Here is an 18,366-nt window from a genome sequence, read left to right as displayed (position 1 = left end):
TTCCGTGCGCCGCCATCCCGCCGGGCCGCGTCGCTGGACATGCCACGGACCGGCAAGCCCGACCTCCCGCGAGCGAGCGCGTGCGGTCGCGGAACCTCGCCGCCGCCCGACCCGCGCCCTCCCTCCTGCGGTCCGGACCATGAACGCCTAGAATGGCCGCACCCTGCTTCCTGCGATGGCCGCCATGACCGCCACCACCCAACGCGTCTTCCTGCTGCTGGTGCTGATGCTGCTGATCTGCGCCACCCGCGTGCACCTGTTCGATCACTTCTCGATCCCGGACGCGTCGTGGGCGGCGTTCTTCGTCGCCGGCTTCCAGCTGCGCGGCTGGGGGCGCTGGGCGTTCCCGCTGCTGTTGGCGCTGGCGGTGGCGGTGGACTGGTATGCGATCACCAGCCAGGGCATCGACTTCTGGAGCCACTACTGCGTCTCGCCGGCCTACTGGTGCCTGGCCGCGGCCTACGGCGTGCTGTGGCTGGGCGGCGCCTGGCTGCGGCGCCATTACCACGGCGCCAGCTGGGAAGCGCTGGGTCGGCTGGCCGCCGCGCTGACGGTGTCGGTGGTGGCCTGCCATTTCATCGCCCAGGGCAGCTTCTACTGGATCAGCGACAGCGTCACCCAGCCGACCGCGGGCGGCTGGTGGAAGAACTACACCGACTGGCTGCCGCCCTACCTGGTCACCGCGGCCGGCTACGTGACCGTGGCCGCGCTGCTGCAGGTAGCCGCCGAACGCATGGCGCCGCTGCTGCACGGCGGCGACCGCACCGCACACTGAGCGCCCAGCGCGGAGCGACGCCATGGGCAACCGCCTCTCGAAGATCTACACCCGCACCGGCGACGATGGCAGCACGGGGCTCGGCGATGGCAGCCGCACCGGCAAGGACGCCCTGCGCGTGGCCGCCTACGGCACGGTCGACGAGGCCAACTCCGCGATCGGCGTGGTCCTGGCCGCACCCTCGGTGCCGGCGCCGGTCCGCGACCTGCTGACCGCGGTCCAGCACCAGCTGTTCGACCTCGGCGGCGAGCTGTGCATCCCCGGCCACGCCGCAATCTCCAGCGACGACGTCGACGCGCTGGAACACCACCTGGACCTGCACAACGCCGACCTGCCACCTCTGAAGGATTTCATCCTGCCGGCCGGTGGCGAGGCCGCGGCCCGCTGCCATCTGGCCCGCACCATCGTGCGCCGCGCCGAACGCGAAACCGTCGCACTGGCGCGCGTCGAGCCGGTGCGCGGTGAAGCGCTGCAGTACCTGAACCGGCTGTCCGACCTGCTGTTCGTCCTGGCCCGGGTGCTGGCCCGCGCCGACGGCCACGGTGAAGTGCTGTGGCGGCACGAACGCCGCAAGGCCTGACCGCGCTCCAGCGCCAAGGGCACCGCAGCCGTCCCTGATGCGGTGCTCCGCCCGAGGTGCAGCGTCCACGGATCGGCGCGAGCGGGCTGTGCAGACGCGCGTGGCAACGTCGGACGATGACCGGAGTAGCGGACGAGGACCGGGCATCACCATCCTGAAAGCACGCATGCGCTGGCATTACCAGCATCGCAACGGAGCGCAACGATGGACGATCGACATGCCGCCGCCATACGCCACAGCTTCCGGACCTGTGTGGCCATCGCCGCGGCGATGCTGCTGGCCGGATGTGGCGCCATCCCGCCAAAGACCCTCCACATGCAGCCTGCCGCCGACTCGCGACCGGCCGACAACACCGTGGCCGACTGGCCACCGAAGTTCGTGCAGCACAACTTCGGGGCGTTCTGTTATTCGACATATGGATGCACGATCCGCTACGGAGGCTATTCCAGGTCCGAACCGGATGAGGAGCTGCAGATTTCGTCCGAATCGATAGGAGCGAAATACCCGGGAAATCTCGACGCAGGCTATCTCGGCGTTCTCGGTTTTCCGCCACCCGCCACGGTCCGCTGGCGCTCGCGCGACGGTGTGCAGCACGAGACCGAGGTCGACATCGGCGCGATCTTCAAGGACCACCTGATCCTGCACAGGGTTCCACGCGAGGACATTCCGGAGGGTGTGTCGATCCTCAACCCGGACATCGTGCTGGAGGTCAACGACCGTACGATCAATGTCTACATGCGTGCATTCATCCCACAAAAGAACCGCAGATTCCCGGGAACACTCATAGCAGCCATCGTGACGACCTCATTCTGGCCTGGAGCAGAACGCACTGAATTCACATTATCCAATCGACATTCACACCGCAGCTCGTCCTCCGATGTAGGGTGACCCGGCACGGTGAGGACAATCGATATGGATGATCGACGACGCCCGACAGCACGCACAGGGCTGAGCAGATGGATGGTGGCCACGATGACCGCCGCGATTTCGATGACGGGGTGCCAGGGCATGGCGACGACTACACAGGATCCAGCGGCCGGCCGCTCGCGACCGGCCGACAATACGGTGGCCGACTGGCCACTGAAGTTCGTGCAGCACAACTTCGGGGCGTTCTGTTATTCGACGTATGGATGCACGATCCGCTACGGAGGCTACTCCAGGTCCGAACCGGATGACGAGCTGCAGATTTCGTCCGAATCGATAGGAGCGAAATACCCCGGAAATCTTGACGCAGGTTATCTCGGCATCCTTGAATTTCCGCCACCCGCCACGGTCCGCTGGCGCTCGCGTGACGGCGTGCAGCACGAGGCCGAAGTCGACATCGGCACGATCTTCAAGGACCGCCTGATCCTGCACAGGGTTCCGCGCGAGGACATTCCGGAGGGTGTATCGATCCTCAACCCTGGCATCGTGCTGGAGGTCAACGACCGGACGATCAATGTCTATATGCGTGCATTCATCCCGACGAAGGAACCGCAGATTCCCGGGAATCCTCATAGCAGCCATCGTGACGACCTCATTCTGGCTTGGAGCCAGACGTACTGAGCGCACCGACATGGAGGTGGAAGATGGGCAGTGGAAAGCATCCCGATGGCGTGGCGACCGACCCGTTCACTGCCGAGCAGCAGGCCACGTATACACGAGCGAGCGAGCAGCTCGCTGCGTTCCATACCCCGGTCCTCGTCGACAGTTCCCGCCCGGATGAGCGACTGTTCGTGGCCGCGTTCGATGGCACAGGCAACAGCATGTACCGGGATGCGCCCGAGAATCACACGAACGTCGCTCAGATCTATCAACAGATCGAAGACCTGAGCAAAAAGGGTATCGATCACATCGGAGGAGGGTATGTCGAAGGTCCCGGCACCCAGGGCGGCCTCGCTGGAGTCCGTGACCTGGTCTCCGGCCACTCGTACGAGGCGCGCGTGGAAGAGATGTACCTCCAGTTCGTGACTCAGGCCAGTCGCTGGATCCGGGAGAACCCCGACGCCGACATCCGCCTGGCCGCGATCGGCTTCAGCCGCGGTGCGGAACAGGCCGCCGGCTTCACCCGCATGGTCGAGGAGCGGGGCATCCAGAACCCTGAGGGAGCGAAGGTCAACCGCGACCGCAACGGCCTGGTCGAACCGCCGATCACGTTCACCCAGCCGCCGCTGCGCGAACCGGGCACGGTGATCCAGGCGGCGGGCCTGTTCGACCCGGTCGGCACCGGTGCGCCCCGTGACCATGACCGGCGCCTCGCCTCATCGGTGATGTCCGCCTTCCAGATCACCGCCAACGACGAACGTCGCAACCTGTTCCAGAGCACCCCGATCGCCGACCCGGGACTGTCCGCGGATGGACGCGCATTGAACGTCGGTGTCGGTGGCGTCCACAGCGGCATCGGCGGTGGCTATTCGCAGAATGGCGTGGCGATCCTCAGCGGCAACCTGATGATCCGCTACATCAACTCCCTCAGCGGCGAGGATCTCCTGAAGGAACGCGAGGTGCCGACCGATCCCGCTCTGTTCGTGAACCATCGCTCCGAGGATCATCGGTTCTTCTACCGCACCAACGTCTACGACCAGGAGCAGACGCGTGGACGCGTCGAAGAGCTGGCGCCGCCGGCGCTGTGCAGACTCGACTGCCGCGATGCGATGCCGCGCAACGAGGCGATGGCCGCACGTCTGGAGTGGCGGCCGGTTGGCCCGACCGAGGTGCTGGACAACACCGCCCTGGTCGAACGGCTGCTGCATGCGGCGATGCAGGGCGACGATGCGGCGATCAGGCAGGTCACCGCGAAGCATCTGGACAGCGAGGCAGGACAGGCCTGGCTGCGGGCCGGACAGGAGCAGCTGCAGCGCGATGAAGGGCAGCGCACGGACGCTCGGCAGGCGCCGCCGGCGCGGGAGTCCGCACCCACCTCATTGCCCGAACCGGCACGCTGAGCCGCATCGTCCGCAGCCGCCTTCCGCGGGTACGTCCCCACAAACACCGCCCAACAGCTGCCAGCCGGCATCGGCCTCGTCTCGCGCCGCGGCCCAGACCAAATGCCGATGGCGCCCGATCCGCCGGCGCGCTAGCGTGGCGGACACTCCCCGCGCCCACGCTCCGCGCCATGCTCGCCTATACACACCCTTCCTGCCTGGTCCACGACCCCGGCAACCAGCACGCCGAACGTCCCGCACGTCTGCGTGCGGTGCTCGATGCGCTGCGTGACGCCTATGGCGACCTGGGCTGGCGCGAGGCGCCGCTGGCGCCGCGCGGCGACCTGCTGCGGGTGCATACCGCCGGCCTGCTCGACGAGGTGCTGGCCCCGGACGGCGGCGTGCTGCGCCAGCTCGACCAGGACACCGCGATCGGTCCGGGCTCCGGCCAGGCCGCGCTGCGGGCGGCCGGGGCCGGGCTGGCCGCGGTCGACGCACTGATGGCTGGTGAGGACGAGACCGCGTTCTGCGCGGTGCGCCCGCCCGGCCACCACGCCACGCCGGACACGGCGATGGGCTTCTGCCTGTTCAACAACATTGCGGTCGCCGCGGCCCATGCCCGCGACCGGCATGGCCTGGAACGGGTGGCGATCGTGGATTTCGACGTCCACCATGGCAACGGCACCCAGGCCATCTTCCAGCGCGACCCCAGGGTGGCCTACTTCAGCAGCCACCAGTCCGGGCTGTATCCGCATACCGGCAGCCTGCACGAGCACGGGGTGGGCAACATCCACAACGCCCTGCTGCCGCCCGGCAGCGGCGGGTTCCGGTTCCGCAATACCTGGCTGGACGACCTTCTGCCCGAGCTGGACGCCTTCCGGCCGCAGCTGGTGCTGGTCTCGGCCGGCTTCGATGCGCACCTGTCCGACCCGCTGGCCGACCTGATGCTGGACGCCGACGACTTCGCTTGGCTGACCACAGAGCTGCGCGCCATCGCCCTGCGCCATGCATCCGGCCGCCTGCTGTCCATGCTCGAGGGCGGCTACAACCTGGATGCGCTGGCCGAATGCAGCGTCGCCCATGTCGGGGTCCTGCGCCGCTGAGCACGGCCTGTGCTGGCGTCCCGCCCCGCCGACCCAAGGCCGGGTGAACGGATCGGCGGCTTTCATTGCCCGCATGCACCTTGATCCGGCAAGCTACGGACGTTTTTGACCCGGATGTCTCCCAACGTGCGTGCTCCCCTGCGCCTGCTTCCCCTGTCGCTGGCCATTGCCGTGTGCCTGCCGGCCATGGCCGACGAAAAACCGCTGAACTGGGGCCTGTGCCCCGTCGGCGACGCGCTCCCGGCCTTCGACGGCGCCCCGCCCAGCGCCGCGCCCGGCGCCCCGGACCGCACCACCCAGCCGACCGACATCGAAGGCGATCAGCTGGTCGGCACCGAGACCAACCCCGAGTACAGCGGCAACGTCGCCCTGGTCCGCGGCGACCAGTTCCTCGGCACCGACGAACTGCGCTTCGATACCGAGACCGGCAACTACGTGGCCGAGGGCAACGTCCGCTACCAGGATTCGGGCCTGCGCATCGTCGCCGAGCGCGCCGAAGGCAACCAGGAAGCGGATACCCATACGATCACCAACATCCAGTACCAGCTGGTCGACCGGCGCGGCAACGGCGGCGCCGACTCGATCAGGCTGGACGGGCCGCTGGGCCAGATGCAGCACTCGACCTACACCACCTGCGACCCGTCGCAGAAGGCCTGGGAGCTGCGTGCGCAGCGGATCGACGTCGACAGCGACGACGGCTTCGGCGTGGCCCGCAACGCGGTGCTGCGGCTGGGCCGTTTCCCGGTGCTGTACGTGCCGTGGTTCAAGTTCCCGGTCGACGACCGCCGCCAGACCGGCCTGCTGTACCCGTCGGTCAGCATGTCCGGACGCAACGGCTTCGATTACCGCCAGCCGATCTACCTGAATCTGGCGCCGAACTACGACATGACCCTCAAGCCGCGGATCATGTCCAAGCGCGGCGTGATGCTCGATACCGAGTTCCGCTACCTGTACGAGGGCGGCCGCGGCCAGGTCGATGTCGGCTGGCTGCCCAACGACGACCTGCGCGAGGGCAAGGATCGTGGCCGGTTCCTGTTCAACGGCTACCACAACATCGACAGCCACTGGCAGGCGCGCGCGAACCTGGGCTGGGTCAGCGACGACCGCTTCGTCGAGGATTTCAGCAACCGCCTGTCGGGTGTGTCGTCGATGTCCTACCTGCAGAGCACGGCCGGCGTGTTCGGCACCGGCCAGTACTGGAACGCCGGCGCGATGGCCGAGCATTTCCAGCTCACCGACTACACGCTGACCGACGACAATCTGCCCTACAGCCGCCTGCCACGTGTCTACCTGAACTGGGAGCAGCCGTTCGGCCGCTGGTTCGATGCCGGCCTGTGGGCCGAGGCGGTGCACTTCACCCACACGGAGAAGGCCGGCGGCAGCCGTCTCGACCTCAAGCCCTACGTCTCGATGCGCCTGGGTGGTCCGGCCTGGTACCTGACACCGACCCTGGCCTGGCGCTATACCGCCTACCAGCTCGAGAACGACCTGGCCCAGCAGTTCAGTGGCGACAGGTCGCCGACCCGCAGCCTGCCGGTGACCTCGTTCGATGCAGGCGTGTACTTCGACCGCGAGACCGAGATCGGCGACCAGGCCTACCTGCATACGCTCGAACCGCGCCTGTTCTACCTCAACGCGCCCTACCGCGACCAGGACGACCTGCCGCTGTTCGACACCCGCCCCTTCACTTTCAGCTGGGGCCAGCTGTTCCGCGACAACCGCTATTCCGGTGCCGACCGCCAGACCGATGCCAACCAGCTGACCCTGGCGCTGAGCACCCGCCTGATCCGCCAGGCCGACGGCCGCGAGAAGCTGTCGGCCAGCATCGGCCAGATCCGCTATTTCGAGGACTCGCGGGTGGTCGCGCCGGGCGAAACGCCGGTCGAGAAAGGCAAGTCGGCCTGGGTCGCCGACGGCAACTACGTGATCAACGACCGCTGGACGCTGGGCGCGTCCTACCAGTGGGACCCGAAGTTCCGGCGCGAGGACCTGGCCAGCATCCGCGCCCGCTACCTGATGCCGCAGGACGGCGTGGTCAACATCGCCTACCGCTACCGGCGCGACCTGCTCGAACAGGCCGACTTCTCGTTCCTGTATCCGATCAACCAGACCTGGAGCGTCGTGGGGCGCTATTACCACTCGATCCAGGACGACAAGCTGCTGGAAGCGATCGCCGGCGTGCAGTGGGACAGCTGCTGCCTGGCGGTCCGCGCGATGGCACGCCGCTACGTGCGCAATCGCGAGGGCGAGCTGGACAACGCCATTCAGGTCGAGTTCGTTCTGAAGGGCCTAGGGTCGGCCGGCCAGGACACGGAGCGTACTTTGCGCCGTGCTATCCTCGGTTACCACCGCGACGACCTCTATCTGGTCCCGCCCAGCAACACCACGCCGTCTGCGGACGATTACGATCCGAACCTGATTCCATGAGCCAACGCCTTCCTGCGATCCTTCTGGCGGCGTCCGCGCTGCTGTCCCTCCCGTTCGCCTCTCCTGCCCAGCAGCTGCAGCCGATCGAGCGCATCGCCGCGATCGTCGACGAGGACGTCGTGCTGCAGAGCGAGCTGGATCTGGCGGTCCGCAACGTGGTCTCCCAGTACGCCGGCCGCGAGAACCAGCTGCCGCCGCAGGCGGTGCTGGAGCGTCAGGTGCTCGAGCGCCTGGTGCTGGTCAAGCTGCAGGTCGCTAAGGCCCAGGGCAACGGCATCCGCATCGGCGACCAGGAGATCAACCAGGCCATCGCCGGCATCGCGCAGCAGAACGGGCTGAGCGTCGACGGTCTTCGCCAGCGCCTGGCCCAGGACGGCCTGTCGATGGAGGAATTCCGCCATTCGATCCGCGACGAGATCACCGTCCAGCGCCTGCGCCAGAGCCACGCCAACCGGGTCAATGTCAGCGAGGGCGAGGTCGATGCCGCGCTCGCGCAGCAGGCCGCCGGCGGCAAGCAGTACCACCTGGCGCACATCCTGGTCGCGCTGCCGGAAGGCGCCACCGCCGACCAGATCGCGACCGGCCAGCGCAAGATCGACGGCATCAAGAGCGTGATCGACAAGGGCGAGCTGGATTTCCAGGCCGCTGCGGTCCGCTATTCGGACAGCCCCAACGCGCTGGAAGGCGGCGATCTGGGCTGGCGCAGCCTGGACGAGATCCCCTCGGCCTTCGCCCAGGTGATCTCCGGCATGCCGAACGGCGAGGTCATCGGCCCGATCCGCGGCCCCAGCGGGTTCCAGCTGCTGAAGCTGGTCGGGACCCGCGACGCGGCCGACGCCGGTCCCGCCCGTACCCTGTCCGAGTACCACGTCCGCCACATCCTGGTCCGCATCAACGACCGCCAGGACGAAGCGGCGGCGCGCGCCAAGATCGAAACGCTGCGCGCCCGCGTGGTCGGCGGCGCCGACTTCCAGGAAGTCGCCCGCGAATCTTCCGAAGACACCAGCTCGCGCGGCCAGGGCGGCGATCTGGGCTGGTTCCCGGCCGATGCCTACGGTCCGGATTTCGGCCAGCAGGTCACCGCGCTGAACGATGGCGGCATCTCGCAGCCGTTCCGTTCCGACGCCGGCTGGCACGTGATCCAGCGTGTCGCCCAGCGCGAAACCGACGTCACCGACGCCAACCAGCGCGCCCAGGTCCGGGACACCATCGGTCGGCGCAAGATGGAAGAAGAGTACGACCGCTACCTGCAGGAAATGCGTGGCGAAGCCTACGTCGTCTTCCGCACCGGCGATCGTGGCGAGGACGTGGACGGCAACACCACCGAGCAGGCCACGCCGGCCAGCGGCGGCTGAGATGCCGCCGCGCCTCGCGCTGGTTCCAGGCGAACCGGCCGGGGTCGGCCCCGAACTCTGCGTGCGCCTCGCGCAGACGCTGCGCGAGGACTGTCACCTGGTCGCCTTCGGCGATCCGCTGACCCTGCAGTCCGCAGCCGAGGCGCTCGGGCTGCCGCTCACCCTGCTGCATGAAGACCAGATCGCCCGCCAGCCGGGCGATCTGCCGTTGCGGATGTTCCCCAACGACAATGCCGTCGCCTTCGGCCGACCCGACCCGCGCAACGCCGGTGCGGTGACCGGCGCGTTGCTCGGCGCGGCCGCGGCCTGCCTGTCCGGGGAGTTCGCCGGCATGGTCACCGGCCCGGTGCACAAGGCGACGATCAACGATGGCGGCATCGCCTACACCGGCACCACGGAGCTGCTGGCCGAGCATGCCGGCCGCGACGTGGTGATGATGCTGGCCAACGACATCGTCCGCGTCGCCCTGGCCACCACCCACCTGCCGCTGCGCGCGGTCGCCGATGCGATCGATGCGCCGCTGCTGCGGCGCTGCCTGCAGATCACCTGGAAGGCGCTGCGCGAGGATTTCGGCATCGCCCAGCCCCTGATCGCCGTGCTCGGCCTGAACCCGCACGCCGGCGAGGATGGCCACCTGGGGCGCGAGGAACTGGACGTGATCGCTCCGGTGCTGGACGCGCTGCGCGCTGACGGCATGCGCCTGGCTGGTCCGCTGCCGGCCGACACCGCCTTCCTGCCGCAGAAGCTGCGTGGATTCGATGCGGTCCTGGCGATGTACCACGACCAGGGGCTGCCGGTGCTCAAGTACAGCGGCTTCGAGCGTGCGGTGAACCTGACCCTGGGCCTGCCCTACCCGCGCGTGGCGGTCGACCATGGCACTGCGCTGGATCTGGCCGGCCAGGGTCTGGCCGATCCGTCCAGCCTCGAAGCGGCCGTCGCCACCTGCGCCCGCATGGCAGCGGGACGCGCTGCACGTTAGCCGCACCCCCGGGCGTAGCCCTCGTCGTCCACGGATGGCCCATCGAGACGGGCGCATGCGGCAGCGAAAATCCGTCTGCATCCGCCGACAAGCACATCCGTCATGTGCAGAGACGCCCGCGGGGTACGACCGCCGTACGTCCCGCTTTCTCCAGGCACCATCGGGCGTGAAGGGCGCCGCCAGGACGGATGTCTGCGGAAAGCCGGCGCGCGCCCACGGACGTCGACACCGTCCACCCAGCCGGAGCGGGTGTGCCCGCGACCGGCCTCAGCGGCGTCGCATCATCAGGCCGCGGGGCACCCGCCGTTGCCAGACCCGCGGACTCGCGGTCGCACCAGCGTCAGAACAGGTCGCCGGCCTGGCGCGATGGCGCTTTCAGACCCAGATGCTGGTAGGCCTTCTGCGTGGCCATGCGACCGCGCGCGCTGCGCACCAGGAATCCCTGCTGGATCAGGTAGGGCTCGATCACGTCCTCGAGCGTGCCGCGCTCCTCCGACAGCGAGGCGGCCAGCGACTCGACGCCGACCGGACCGCCATCGAAGTGGTCGATGATCGTGCGCAGCATGCGACGGTCCAGCTCGTCGAAACCTTCCGGATCGACCTTGAGCATCTTCATCGCCGCATCGGCCACCGCCGCATCGATGTGCCCGCCGGCCTTGACCTGGGCATAGTCGCGCACCCGCCGCAGCAGGCGGTTGGCGATGCGCGGCGTGCCGCGCGAACGCCGCGCGATCTCGCCGGCGCCTTCGGCCTCGCAAGCGATGCCGAGGATCTGCGCCGAGCGGCGCACGATCCGGGTCAGTTCCTCGGCGCTGTAGAACTCCAGCCGCTGGACGATGCCGAAGCGGTCGCGCAGCGGCGCGGTCAGCAGGCCGGCGCGGGTGGTCGCACCGATCAGGGTGAACGGCGGCAGGTCGAGCTTGATCGAGCGCGCAGCGGGGCCCTCGCCGATCATGATGTCGATCTGGAAATCTTCCATCGCCGGGTACAGCACTTCCTCGACCACCGGCGACATGCGGTGGATCTCGTCGATGAAGAGCACGTCGTGCGGCTGCAGGTTGGTCAGCAGCGCGGCGAGGTCGCCGGCCTTCTCGATCACCGGGCCCGAGGTCGTTCGCAGGCTGACGCCCAGCTCGTTGGCGATCACGTGGCTGAGCGTGGTCTTGCCCAGCCCGGGCGGGCCGAAGATCAGCACATGGTCCATCGCCTCGCCACGCGCCTTCGCGGCCTGGATGTAGATGTCCATCTGCTCGCGCACCGGCTGCTGGCCGAGGTAGTCGGCCAGGCGCTGGGGACGGATCGAGGCGTCGGCGGCCTCGTCTTCTCGGCTCGCGCCGCCACCGACGATGCGTGGGTCGTTCATGCCGTCATCTTCGCATGCCGTGTCGGAGCGGCACAGCGTCGATTTTTTCCGATGTTCCGCCGGCACGGGGGATCGCTGCTGCATCACGCCAAGTCGTGCGGGGAGGACAGGCGCGACCGCGTGCACGCGCGGGCCATGCCGCGCGTGGCGTCGCTGTACCCCTCTGCAGCAATGGATCACGCCGATCTTCCGGTGCCTGCCAGCTGGAACGAGCCGCTGCCCCGCCGATCCGTGCGCCACGTGGCGCTGCCAGGCGGCGGTGTGCGATGCGCCCCCGGCGTTGCCCGCCTAGCCCAGTTCCATCCCGGCCCGGCGCAGCTCGGCGAAGAAGGTGTCGAAATCCGGCGCGCGCCACTCCGGCACCAGGCCTTCCCAGCGTTCGAAGAAGACCACCTCGGGCTCGGCGTGCGGGCCGCGCGCGCGGTAGTCCAGGCACAGCAGGCAGTCCACGTTGTGCGAGGACAGCACGACGACCTGGTCCAGGCCGGCATGCAGCTGCGCGGCGGCGGCGAAGTCGTCCTCGTCCTCGAAGGCGCGTGCGAAGTCGGCGACGCTGCCGATCGCATCCAGCGACACCAGCCAGCCGTCGATCAGCACGCATTCCCAGTCGACATAGCGGTCCGACGGGAACCGGACCCGCGGCACCCAGCACCAGGCCGTATCGCCGCCGTTGCGCTCCCGGTACAGGCGCTTGAGCAGCGCAGGCAGGGTCACGCCCAGACGCGCCTCGGCGGCTGCGATCAGCGCATCGCTGGCCGCTGCGACGGCGGCATCGCCGTCCTCGCCCGGCATCCAGAAGTTCTGCAGCGAGGGCGGTTCGGGAAGCCAGCGGATGCGTGCGTCGTCGTCATGCCGGGCCTGCAGCGCAGGCGACCAGTACTGCACGTCGACCATCGCCGCCAGCAGCGCGTCGATGTCGGCGAACACCAGCAACCGGCGGTTGCTGCCGGCATCGACGTAGACCAGGGTCGGCACGTCCGCGGATGCCACGTAGTCCAGGCACAGCGCGCGCCCGGGCACGCGGTCGTCCGTGGCGATCACGACCAGGCGGCTGTCGTCGCCATCTGCGGCCAGCCCTGCGTAGGCGTCATCACGAAAATCCTCGCGTGCACGCACCTGCGCGAAGGAGAACAGGTCGGCCGTGCCCAGCAACCGTGCCCGCGGCAGCAGCCACCATGCCTCCAGCCAGTCGCCCGGGTGCTCCGGCGACGCGCAGCGCGCCATCCGTACCGCGCCGCCGTCGTAGCGCGCGTAGAGCGTGCGCAGCCAGTCCGGCAGGCGCACGCCGAGCCTGGCCTCGGCTGCCGCGATCGCGGCGGCATCGGCCGGGTGCCGGGCCAGGTTGAGCCGCTCGTCCCAGAACGTGTCCAGCGTCGGGGCACGTCCATAGAGTTTCCATTCCAGTCCAGCCATGCCCGAATGCCTCTCTGTACTACGACGTGGGACCGATCGCCTGGCCCGCCGTGCGGCGGGTACGTCGGCACCGCGACGCACCGGCAGGCTGGGACGCGGATCGCCGGCGGCCGGCGTGGCGGCGGGCCGATGCGCGCGCGCGCGTCGCTGCGCAGTCCAGCGGCCATGCCCGCTGCACGCCTCACGCGATGTGGACCAGCGGCGGGATGCCGACGGTGATCGATCATGCGGGCATTATCGCCAGCCAGCATGCACGACGCTTTTCACACGGAGGACAGGCGCCGGTACAGCGCGTGCCAGATCCACTCCAGCGGACCACGTGCGAAGCGCCGCAGCCACAGATGGGCGAAGAGCAGGACGCCGGCGGCGACGCACAGATAGATCGCCACGGTCGCCGGCGGACGCCAGGCGGCATCGACCGAGCGGGCCAGTCCCAGACCCCAGTCGTAGCACAGCGCCGATGCGATCAGGTTCTGCAGCACGTAACCGCTCAGCGCGACCCGGCCGACCTCGGACAGTCGCCGGCCGATGGGGCCGGACTGCGGGCGCCGCACGTAGCATTCGGCCACCAGTGCCAGCAGGCCCAGCGCGACCACCGGCGCACTGCCGTAGCGCGCGGCGAGGATGCCCGCGTCGCCGCCGAACACGCCGCAGGCCATGTCCAGCGGCCAGGCGATGCCGAGGCCGGCGATCATCAGCACGCGCCGCAGGCGCGCGCCATGCGCATCGAATACGCCGGCGTCGAGCAGCAGTGCACCGGCCAGGAACAGGGCGACGCTCAGCGCGCCGATGAACAGCATCTCGATGCGGAACAGCACCACGTGCTCGATCCGCAGCCCGACCATGTCCCACCAGCCGGCGGTAACGACCTGCGTCATCGCGGCCGGGCCACCACCAGCCGTCGGGTCGAACGCCGTGGCGAGCACCGCCAGGGCCAGCAGCGCCAGATGCGCAAGTGCGGCCGCGACCAGCCAGGCCATGCGTCCACGCGCACCGCAACACAGGATCGCCGCGACCACGATCGAGGTCAGCGCATAGCCCATCAGCACGTCGAACTCGACCACGAACAGGTAGTGCAGCACGCCATCGACGAACAGCAGCGCCGCGCGCAGTGGATAGCTGCCCGGCCAGCGCCGGCCTGCCGTCAGCGCGGTGCGCTGCTGGAGCGCGATGCCGATGCCGAACAGGATCGCCAGCAGGCCGAGGAACTTGCCCTGGGTGAGCTGCTGCAATGCCAGCACACCCCAGCCGGCCTGCGCCGCCCCACCCCAGCCATCCTGGATGTACTGCAGCAGCCCACCGGGATACATGAAGATCCAGATGTTGGTCCCCAGCGTGCCGAGGATCGCGATGCCGCGCAGCACGTCCAGCGCCGGCAGGCGGGTCGCCGGCACCGGCGGCGGCCCGGACCTCAGATTTCCACCTGCGATCCCAGCTCCACCAGGCGGTTGCCGGGGATCCGGAAGAAGCCCGTGGCCGGCGCCGCATTGCGGTGCATCACCGCGAACAGCTTGTCGCGCCAGATCGGCATGCCGCGCCGGGCGTTGGCGACGATGGTCTCGCGGCTGGCGAAGTACGTGGTGTCCATCGGATCGAACGACACGCCACCCTGGTCGCAGGCGCGCATCATCGCCAGCGGCACATCGGGCGTTTCCATGAAGCCGAAACGCACGATGATCCGGTAGAAGTCGTCGCCTATCTCGTCCAGCTGCAGGCGCTTGTCGGCCGGCGCATGCGGCACCGGCAGCGTCTCCACGGTCAGGAACACGTTCTGCTCGTGCAGTACCTTGTTGTGCTTGAGGTTGTGCAGCAGCGCGTGCGGCACCACCGTGGTGTCGGCGGTCAGGAACACCGCGGTGCCCGGCACGCGCGCCGGCGGCGCCAGCATCAGCCCGGGCAGGAAGGTGTCGACGCGGATGCCGTCCTTGCGGATCTCCTCGCGCAGCAGCTCACGGCCGCGGCGCCAGGTGCGCATCAGGGTGAACAGCACGATGCCCAGCACCACCGGGAACCACGCGCCCTGCAGCAGCTTGGCGCCGTTGGCGACGACGAAGCCCAGGTCGATCACGAAGAACACCACGCACAGCGGCAGGACCAGCCCGCGCGACTTCGGCCACAGCGCGCGCGCGACCAGCGCCAGCAGCAGGGTGTCGATCAGCATCGTCGCCGACACCGAGATGCCGTAGGCCACGGCCAGGTTGCTGGAGCTGCGGAAGGTCAGCACCAGGCCGATCACCATCACCGCCAGCAGCCAGTTGATGCCGGGGATGTAGATCTGGCCGATGGTGTCGCGCGAGGTGTGCTTGATCCGCATGCGCGGGATGTAGCCAAGCTGCATCGCCGCACGCGAGACCGAGAACGCGCCGGTGATCACCGCCTGCGAGGCGATCACCGCCGCCAGCGTGGCCAGGATGATCATCGGGTACAGCGCCCAGCCGGGCACCGATTCGTAGAACGGGTTCTTGACCAGCTCCGGATGCTCGAGCACCAGCGCGCCCTGCCCCAGGTAGTTGAGCACCAGGCACGGCAGCACGAAGAAGTACCAGGCATGGCGGATCGGCGGCGCGCCGAAGTGGCCCATGTCCGCGTACAGCGCTTCGCCGCCGGTCACCGCCAGCACCACCGCGCCGAGGATGAACACCCCGTGCCAGCTGTGCTCCATGAAGAACAGCGCGGCCCACCACGGGTTGAAGGCCTTCAGCACCTCCGGCGCCTGCACGATGTTCCAGATGCCGATCGCCGCCAGCGCCAGGAACCACAGGCAGGTGATCGGGCCGAACACCTTGCCGACCTTCTCGGTGCCGAAGCGCTGCGCGGCGAACACGATCGCCAGCACCACCAGGGTGATCGGCACGATGAAGTTGTGCAGCCCGGGGGCGGCGATCTCCAGGCCCTCGATCGCGCCGAGCACCGAGATCGCCGGGGTGATCACGCCGTCGCCGAAGAACAGCGAGGCGCCGAAGATGCCGAGGATGCCGACCACGTAGGCCGAGCGCGACCCGTTCTTCAGGGTGCGCTGGGCCAGCGCCATCAGCGCCATGATCCCGCCCTCGCCCTCGTTGTCGGCGCGCATGATGATGGTCACGTACTTCAGCGTGACCACGATCATCAGCGCCCAGAACGCCAGCGACAGCACGCCCAGCACCGTGTCGTGGTCGCTGTCCAGGCCGTAGTGCGGCGAGAACGCCTCCTTCAGCGTGTACAGCGGACTGGTGCCGATGTCGCCGAAGACCACGCCGATCGCCCCCACCACCAGCGCGAGATGCCCGGCGCCGCTGCCATGGGAGGACGGACCGTGCGCACCGGAAGCCGGCGTCGGGGAATGCGGGGTGGCCATTGGGGGCAGCCTGGAGAGGTGGGTGTGGAGCCGGCGTCAGCGCAGCGCGGACTGCAGCGCCTTGCGGATGATGGTGGCGGTGTCGTCGCCGGAGGCCATGGCGTCGCGGGCCATCTTCGCGGCCTCGGCCGGCTTGTAGCCCAGCTGCTGCAGCGCGGTGGTGGCATCGCCCAGCGGATCGCCCGGCGCGGCGCCGATCCCGGTCGCGCCGGCACCGGCCAGGTCGGCGGCGCGGTCGCGCAGTTCGACCACCATGCGCTCGGCGGTCTTCTTGCCGATCCCGGGGATCCGGGTCAGCGCGGTCACGTCGCCGGTCTGCACCAGCCGCGCGAACTCCTCGACGCTGACCCCGGACAGCACCGCCAGCGCGATCTTCGCGCCGATGCCGCTGACCTTCTGCACGTCGCGGAACAGGCGCCGCTCGGACTCGCGCAGGAAGCCGTACAGCGAGACGCTGTCCTCCTTCTGCGCGTAATGCACGAACAGGCTGACCTCGCGGCCGAGCTCGGGCAGGTCGTAGAAGGTGCTCATCGGCGCCTCCAACTCGTAGCCGACGCCATTGACGTCGACCACCAGCCACGGCGGCTGCTTCATCGCCAGGAGACCACGCAGGCGTCCGATCATGGGTGCACCCTCCGGGCGCGGAAATGGGAAACGACGAACGGGAACCGGGCAGCGCGCCGAACCACAACGCGGTCCACCCGTCCCTCACCACGGTGCAAGGCCGTGCTCACTTGCGGCTCCAGGCCATCGCGGCGCTGACGCCCAGCCGGCGCGCCGTGGCGCGCACATGCGCATGGGTCAGGGCCACGGCCAGCGCATCGGCGGCATCGGCCTGCAGCTTGCCACTGAGGCCGAGCATCATCCCGACCATGTGCTGCACCTGCTGCTTCTCGGCCGAACCGCGTCCGACCACGGCCAGCTTGACCTCGCTCGCTGCGTACTCGGCCACCGGCAGGTCGCGCAGCACCACCGCGCTGATCGCCGCGCCGCGGGCCTGGCCCAGCTTCAGCGCGGACGGCGCGCTCTTGCCGACGAACACCTGCTCGATGGCGACTTCCTGCGGCCGGTGTTCCTCGATCAGCGCGCCCAGCCCGTGCAGCAGCCGCTTGAGGCGGTCGGCGAAGTCGCCCTCGCCCAGCAGCACCAGCGGCTGGTGATGCACGTGCCGCGCGCGTCCGTCGGGCAGGACATCGATGATGCCCACGCCGGTACGCTGCGAGCCCGGGTCGATGCCCAGGATCCGCACCGTCTCGCCACGCACGACGACGGGCACGCGTCCCACGTTCATCCACGCACTCCGTGCCGGGTTCCAGCGGGCATCATGCTGCAGCCGGCGCTCGCGCGCTCAGCCGTCCTCGCCGAGGTCGGCGTTGGAGTAGACGTTCTGGACGTCGTCCAGGTCCTCGAGCATGCCCAGCAGTTTGGTCACCTGCTGCGCGGTCTCGCCGGCGACGGCGATGTCGTTGTCGGCACGGAAGCCGATCTCGGCCAGGTCCGGCACCAGGCCGGCGGCTTCCATCGCGTCCTTGACCGCCTGGTACTGCTCGGGCGCGGTCAGCACGTCGATCGCGCCGTCGTCGTAGACGGCCACGTCGTCGGCACCGGCCTCGATCGCCGCCTCGGTCACCGCGTCCTCGTCGGCGCCGGCCGCGTAGCTGAGCACGCCCAGGCGCTTGAACATGAAGGCCACCGAGCCTTCGGTGCCCATGTTGCCGCCGCACTTGCTGAAGGCGTGGCGCACATCGGCCACGGTGCGCACGCGGTTGTCGGTCAGGCAGTCGACGATCACCGCGACGCCGCCGGGCGCGTAGCCCTCGTAGCGGATCTCCTCGTACTCGACGCCTTCCAGCTCGCCGGTGGCCTTCTTGATGGCGCGCTCGATCACGTCCTTGGACATGTTGGCGGTCAGCGCCTTGTCCATCGCCGCACGCAGGCGCGGGTTGTTGGCCGCATCGCCGCCACCGGCGCGCGCCGCCACGCCGATCTCGCGGATCAGCTTGGTGAAGATCTTCCCGCGCTTGGCATCGGTGGCGTTCTTGCGGGCTTCGATCGACGGGCCTCTACCCATGGTGCGTCACGTTGAGCTGCGAATGAGGCCGGCGATTATACCGGGCCGCGCGGCGCCGGC

General features: G+C 69.0%; 16 protein-coding genes. 9 read left to right on the top strand and 7 right to left on the bottom strand.

The window, feature by feature from the left end; all coding sequences use genetic code 11:
* Positions 1-184: 184 nt before the first annotated feature.
* The 9 genes from IB242_RS01540 (at position 185) to pdxA (ending at position 10,122) form a co-directional block, all read left to right on the top strand.
* On the top strand, positions 185-775 hold the full coding sequence (locus IB242_RS01540) for a hypothetical protein (RefSeq protein WP_192275436.1): 591 nt from the start codon (positions 185-187) through the stop codon (positions 773-775).
* A gap of 22 nt (positions 776-797) precedes the next feature.
* On the top strand, positions 798-1,355 hold the full coding sequence (locus IB242_RS01535) for a cob(I)yrinic acid a,c-diamide adenosyltransferase (protein ID WP_192275435.1): 558 nt from the start codon (positions 798-800) through the stop codon (positions 1,353-1,355).
* Positions 1,356-1,559: 204 nt separating this feature from the next.
* Positions 1,560-2,243 (top strand): hypothetical protein, encoded by a 684-nt coding sequence (locus IB242_RS01530; protein WP_192275434.1) that lies wholly within the window; start codon positions 1,560-1,562, stop codon positions 2,241-2,243.
* A gap of 84 nt (positions 2,244-2,327) precedes the next feature.
* Positions 2,328-2,900, top strand: a complete 573-nt coding sequence (locus tag IB242_RS01525) for a hypothetical protein (RefSeq protein ID WP_192275433.1) — start codon at positions 2,328-2,330, stop codon at positions 2,898-2,900.
* Positions 2,901-2,923: 23 nt separating this feature from the next.
* Positions 2,924-4,279 (top strand): DUF2235 domain-containing protein, encoded by a 1,356-nt coding sequence (locus IB242_RS01520; protein WP_192275432.1) that lies wholly within the window; start codon positions 2,924-2,926, stop codon positions 4,277-4,279.
* A gap of 170 nt (positions 4,280-4,449) precedes the next feature.
* Positions 4,450-5,361 carry a histone deacetylase family protein gene (locus IB242_RS01515; RefSeq protein ID WP_192275431.1) on the top strand — a complete coding sequence of 304 codons (912 nt, stop codon included), beginning with the start codon at positions 4,450-4,452 and terminating at the stop codon, positions 5,359-5,361.
* Positions 5,362-5,475: 114 nt separating this feature from the next.
* Positions 5,476-7,788 carry an LPS assembly protein LptD gene (gene lptD / locus IB242_RS01510; protein WP_192275430.1) on the top strand — a complete coding sequence of 771 codons (2,313 nt, stop codon included), beginning with the start codon at positions 5,476-5,478 and terminating at the stop codon, positions 7,786-7,788.
* Positions 7,785-9,143, top strand: a complete 1,359-nt coding sequence (locus tag IB242_RS01505) for a peptidylprolyl isomerase (RefSeq protein ID WP_192275429.1) — start codon at positions 7,785-7,787, stop codon at positions 9,141-9,143. Before lptD ends, IB242_RS01505 begins: the two co-directional genes overlap by 4 nt.
* Before the next feature lies 1 nt (position 9,144).
* A complete protein-coding gene (gene pdxA / locus IB242_RS01500; protein ID WP_192275428.1) occupies positions 9,145-10,122 on the top strand; it encodes a 4-hydroxythreonine-4-phosphate dehydrogenase PdxA in 978 nt (325 codons plus the stop codon).
* A gap of 340 nt (positions 10,123-10,462) precedes the next feature.
* On the opposite strand, the gene ruvB is transcribed toward pdxA, so the two are convergent.
* The 7 genes from ruvB to IB242_RS01465 all read right to left on the bottom strand — a co-directional run bounded on the left by ruvB (position 10,463) and on the right by IB242_RS01465 (position 18,306).
* The gene (ruvB, locus tag IB242_RS01495; RefSeq protein WP_192275427.1) at positions 10,463-11,485 is read right to left on the bottom strand and encodes a Holliday junction branch migration DNA helicase RuvB; all 1,023 of its coding nucleotides are present in this window, start codon (positions 11,483-11,485) and stop codon (positions 10,463-10,465) included.
* Between the two features lie 288 nt (positions 11,486-11,773).
* On the bottom strand, positions 11,774-12,898 hold the full coding sequence (locus tag IB242_RS01490) for an SMI1/KNR4 family protein (protein WP_192275426.1): 1,125 nt from the start codon (positions 12,896-12,898) through the stop codon (positions 11,774-11,776).
* Between the two features lie 263 nt (positions 12,899-13,161).
* Positions 13,162-14,292 carry a DUF418 domain-containing protein gene (locus tag IB242_RS20785; RefSeq protein WP_343237063.1) on the bottom strand — a complete coding sequence of 377 codons (1,131 nt, stop codon included), beginning with the start codon at positions 14,290-14,292 and terminating at the stop codon, positions 13,162-13,164.
* 17 nt (positions 14,293-14,309) lie between these two features.
* On the bottom strand, positions 14,310-16,235 hold the full coding sequence (locus IB242_RS01480) for a potassium transporter Kup (protein WP_192275425.1): 1,926 nt from the start codon (positions 16,233-16,235) through the stop codon (positions 14,310-14,312).
* 36 nt (positions 16,236-16,271) lie between these two features.
* The gene (gene ruvA, locus IB242_RS01475; protein ID WP_192275424.1) at positions 16,272-16,859 is read right to left on the bottom strand and encodes a Holliday junction branch migration protein RuvA; all 588 of its coding nucleotides are present in this window, start codon (positions 16,857-16,859) and stop codon (positions 16,272-16,274) included.
* A gap of 106 nt (positions 16,860-16,965) precedes the next feature.
* The gene (gene ruvC, locus IB242_RS01470) at positions 16,966-17,526 is read right to left on the bottom strand and encodes a crossover junction endodeoxyribonuclease RuvC (protein ID WP_192275423.1); all 561 of its coding nucleotides are present in this window, start codon (positions 17,524-17,526) and stop codon (positions 16,966-16,968) included.
* 57 nt (positions 17,527-17,583) lie between these two features.
* Positions 17,584-18,306: a YebC/PmpR family DNA-binding transcriptional regulator gene (locus tag IB242_RS01465; RefSeq protein ID WP_192275422.1), complete on the bottom strand. Its 723-nt coding sequence runs from the start codon at positions 18,304-18,306 to the stop codon at positions 17,584-17,586.
* Positions 18,307-18,366: the final 60 nt, after the last annotated feature.

Origin of the sequence: Xanthomonas sp. XNM01, from assembly GCF_014851915.1 — a bacterium.
Lineage (GTDB): Bacteria > Pseudomonadota > Gammaproteobacteria > Xanthomonadales > Xanthomonadaceae > Pseudoxanthomonas.
The sequence above is the reverse complement of the archived record's forward strand: the minus strand, read 5'-3'. Positions and strand labels throughout refer to the sequence as shown.

Excerpts from the sequence above, each read along its gene's own strand:
- IB242_RS01515 (WP_192275431.1), top strand. The coding sequence starts at position 4,450 with ATGCTCGCCTATACACACCCTTCCTGCCTGGTCCACGACCCCGGCAAC.
- pdxA (WP_192275428.1), top strand. The coding sequence starts at position 9,145 with ATGCCGCCGCGCCTCGCGCTGGTTCCAGGCGAACCGGCCGGGGTCGGC.
- IB242_RS01480 (WP_192275425.1), bottom strand. The coding sequence starts at position 16,235 with ATGGCCACCCCGCATTCCCCGACGCCGGCTTCCGGTGCGCACGGTCCG.
- ruvA (WP_192275424.1), bottom strand. The coding sequence starts at position 16,859 with ATGATCGGACGCCTGCGTGGTCTCCTGGCGATGAAGCAGCCGCCGTGG.
- IB242_RS01490 (WP_192275426.1), bottom strand. The coding sequence starts at position 12,898 with ATGGCTGGACTGGAATGGAAACTCTATGGACGTGCCCCGACGCTGGAC.
- lptD (WP_192275430.1), top strand. The coding sequence starts at position 5,476 with ATGTCTCCCAACGTGCGTGCTCCCCTGCGCCTGCTTCCCCTGTCGCTG.
- ruvB (WP_192275427.1), bottom strand. The coding sequence starts at position 11,485 with ATGAACGACCCACGCATCGTCGGTGGCGGCGCGAGCCGAGAAGACGAG.
- ruvC (WP_192275423.1), bottom strand. The coding sequence starts at position 17,526 with ATGAACGTGGGACGCGTGCCCGTCGTCGTGCGTGGCGAGACGGTGCGG.
- IB242_RS01520 (WP_192275432.1), top strand. The coding sequence starts at position 2,924 with ATGGGCAGTGGAAAGCATCCCGATGGCGTGGCGACCGACCCGTTCACT.
- IB242_RS01535 (WP_192275435.1), top strand. The coding sequence starts at position 798 with ATGGGCAACCGCCTCTCGAAGATCTACACCCGCACCGGCGACGATGGC.
- IB242_RS01525 (WP_192275433.1), top strand. The coding sequence starts at position 2,328 with ATGACCGCCGCGATTTCGATGACGGGGTGCCAGGGCATGGCGACGACT.
- IB242_RS01540 (WP_192275436.1), top strand. The coding sequence starts at position 185 with ATGACCGCCACCACCCAACGCGTCTTCCTGCTGCTGGTGCTGATGCTG.
- IB242_RS01530 (WP_192275434.1), top strand. The coding sequence starts at position 1,560 with ATGGACGATCGACATGCCGCCGCCATACGCCACAGCTTCCGGACCTGT.
- IB242_RS01465 (WP_192275422.1), bottom strand. The coding sequence starts at position 18,306 with ATGGGTAGAGGCCCGTCGATCGAAGCCCGCAAGAACGCCACCGATGCC.
- IB242_RS01505 (WP_192275429.1), top strand. The coding sequence starts at position 7,785 with ATGAGCCAACGCCTTCCTGCGATCCTTCTGGCGGCGTCCGCGCTGCTG.